This window comes from Roseiarcus sp., from assembly GCF_052145395.1.
GTDB lineage: Bacteria > Pseudomonadota > Alphaproteobacteria > Rhizobiales > Beijerinckiaceae > Roseiarcus.
Genome location: NZ_JBKQOT010000775.1, coordinates 1 through 2,818, shown reverse-complemented (window position 1 = coordinate 2,818; position 2,818 = coordinate 1). Strand labels below are relative to the sequence as shown.

Genomic DNA, 2,818 nt, shown 5'->3' with positions numbered 1-2,818 from the left:
CCGGGCGTTCGATTCTGCAGGGGAACGGTCGTTTGCCGCCCATGGCGGAACTTGCATTAGCCGTCGCTATGTCGAGCACACAACGAGCTTCGAATGAATGTGGCCGGGCGCGGCTGATCGATGTTGGGCGCAGCCTCAGGCATTTTCGATGATATGGATGTGCACCGGCGTAATCGTCGGGGCCAGTTCTCCCTCCAGCCGTCCCGTCAACCGGGCCATTGTTTCGATCGCTGTGCGCACTTCGAATTCCGGGTTCTGATCAATGATCGCGTCGATCAAGCCTTGACGCAAAAGGTCGCGGCGGTCGGGCGTCAGTTCGTGTGTTATAAACACGACGTCCTCGCGCGTGAGGGCCTTTAGCGCCGCGACGACACCGTCGGCGCCGGACGAGATGCTGTAGATCCCGCGGATGTCGGGGTTCGTCAACAGGGCGTCGCGGCTCAATTCGCCCGCCCGCTCGGCCCGCTCGCCGCTCTCCAGCACGACGGCCACCCGACATTTCGGGTACCGCTCGCGCAGCACCGAGCGAAAGCCCATTTCGCGCTCCTCATTGCCGATCAGCGAAAGCAGGCCGGCGATCATCGCGACGTCGCCGCCGCTCGCGCCAAGAAACCGTCCCATCAGTTCGCCGGCGACGCGGCCGGCGCGCCGGTCGTCGGGGCCGACATAGGCGTGGCGCCCGCAATTGCGCACGTCGGTCGCAAGAGTCACCACAGGGATCGCGGCCGCCACGGCGCGGATGGCCTCGGCCACGGAATCGCTCTGCGGCACGGTGAGGATGAGCCCGTCATGCCGGGCCCCGAGGTCGCGGATTTTCTGCGGCAGCGCTGCGGGTTTTCGCGCGTCGAAGTGATGGTTGAAGAACTGCATGTTGAAGTCCGCGTATACGCGCGACGCCGCCTCGAACGCGCGCTGCACCTCGGCGTAGAAAGGATTTTCCGGAGGCTGAAACAGCACGGCGATACGCAGCGCACGCAACGGGCGATGGCTGAGCGCCCGGTCGAGCTTGAGCTTGCGCGCCCATTCGATCACGCGTCTTTCCTTGTCGGCGTCGACCCCGCCGCGGCCGTTGAGCACCCGGTCGACGGTCGAAGCCGAAACGCCCGCCGCTGCCGCGACTTCGCGGGCCGTCGTCTTGCGAGCCATGCGAAACCCTCTTGTCCGAAGAAATCTCTTCAAGAAAAGCATATTCCGACGATTAGCGCTCGGATAGGCTCGCCAGCAAGCTAATGTTGCGGGAGGAAATCCGATGACCAGTCCCCTCGATGTCCTGCCCGTCGGCGTGCGGCTTGGCGTCAGCCCGCTGTCCTGGGTCAATGACGTTCTCGAAGATCTCGGCGCCGACATCGCGCTGGAGACCTGCCTCGACGACGCAGCGGCGGTCGGCTACGCCGGCGCAGAACTCGGTCGCAAGTTTCCGCGGGACGCGGCGACGCTCGGGCCCTTGCTCACCTCCCGCGGCCTTGCGCTCGCCTCAGGCTGGCATTCCGGGTCGCTTGCGGAAGAAGCGGCCGACGAGGAAATGGACGCGGTCGACGGTCACGCGCGATTGCTTCAGGCGCTCGGCGCCTCGGTGGTGGTCTATGGCGAATGCGCGATGATGGCGCCGGGCTCGCCACTCGATGCGCCGCTGTCGGATCGCCTGATCATGCCGAAGTCGGAGGTCGCCGCCTACGCCGGCCGCCTCACCGAATTTGCCCGGCGCCTGAAAGGCGAATACGGCCTGACGCTCGCCTATCATCATCATCTGATGATGGTCGCCGAGACACTTGACGAAGTCTCGCGCCTGTTCGACGCGACAGGCCGCGAAGCCGGGCTGCTCCTCGACACCGGCCACGCCGACGCCGCCGGCTTCGATTACGCGAAGCTGATCGATCGCTTCGGCGACCGGATCGTCCACATTCATCTCAAGGACGTGCGCGGGGATGTGATCGAAGATGTGCGCCGCAACCGTCACAGCTTCAACGAGGGCGTGCGGGCCGGCATGTTCACTGTCCCCGGCGACGGCCGCATCGATTTCGCCCCGCTCGCCCGATTCGTGAAAGCGTCCGGCTATCGCGGCTGGCTGGTCGTCGAGGCCGAGCAGGACCCGGCGAAGGCGCCGCCGAAGGCCGCCGTCGCCCGCGGTTTCGCGACCATCACAAAGCTGTTCGCGTGAGACAAAGGAGTTCGAAGATGACCAAGCGTCTAAACATCGGCCTCATCGGCTCCGGCTTCATGGGGCAGGCCCACGCCGACGCCTTCCGCCGCGCAGCCACCCTCTATCGTGACCTGCCGGCGATCCCGCATCTCTATATGCTCGCTGACGCGACCGCCGCGCTGGCGGAAAGCGCGGCCAAGCGTTTCGGCTTCGAGAAGGCGACCGGAGACTGGCGAAAGCTCGTCGTCGATCCGAACGTCGACGTCGTCGACATCACTTCGCCCAACCTGTTGCACGCCGAAATGGCGCTGGCCGCCATCGCCGCCGGCAAGCACGTCTATTGCGAGAAGCCGCTTTCGGTGATGCTCGCCGAGGCCGAGGCGATGACCGCGGCGGCGAAAAACGCCGGCGTCAAGACCATGGTCGCCTTCAACAACATCAAGACGCCTGCGGCGATGCTGGCCAAGAAGCTCATCGACGCCGGCGACATCGGGACGCCGATGCGCTTCCGCGGCTGGTTCGACCAGGGATTCTACAACGATCCCGACCTGCCGTTCTCCTGGCGCCTGACCCGCAAGGAAGCGGGCTCGGGCGCCCTTGGCGACCTCGGCTCGCACGTCATTGCGGTGGCGGTGCGCCGGGAGGTCGGCGAGGAGTAGGTGGTGCAAGTCCACTACG

3 protein-coding genes are annotated in these 2,818 nt (G+C 65.7%); 2 read left to right on the top strand and 1 reads right to left on the bottom strand.

The window, feature by feature from the left end; all coding sequences use genetic code 11:
* Positions 1–135: 135 nt before the first annotated feature.
* Positions 136–1,146 (bottom strand): LacI family DNA-binding transcriptional regulator, encoded by a 1,011-nt coding sequence (locus ACLP25_RS26625; RefSeq protein WP_442472118.1) that lies wholly within the window; start codon positions 1,144–1,146, stop codon positions 136–138.
* Positions 1,147–1,249: 103 nt separating this feature from the next.
* Here ACLP25_RS26625 and iolE point away from each other — a divergent pair, with 103 nt between their 5' ends.
* Together iolE and ACLP25_RS26615 are read left to right on the top strand one after the other, a co-directional pair.
* Positions 1,250–2,158: a myo-inosose-2 dehydratase gene (gene iolE / locus ACLP25_RS26620; protein WP_442472117.1), complete on the top strand. Its 909-nt coding sequence runs from the start codon at positions 1,250–1,252 to the stop codon at positions 2,156–2,158.
* Positions 2,159–2,175: 17 nt separating this feature from the next.
* A complete protein-coding gene (locus ACLP25_RS26615) occupies positions 2,176–2,799 on the top strand; it encodes a Gfo/Idh/MocA family protein (protein WP_442472116.1) in 624 nt (207 codons plus the stop codon).
* Positions 2,800–2,818: the final 19 nt, after the last annotated feature.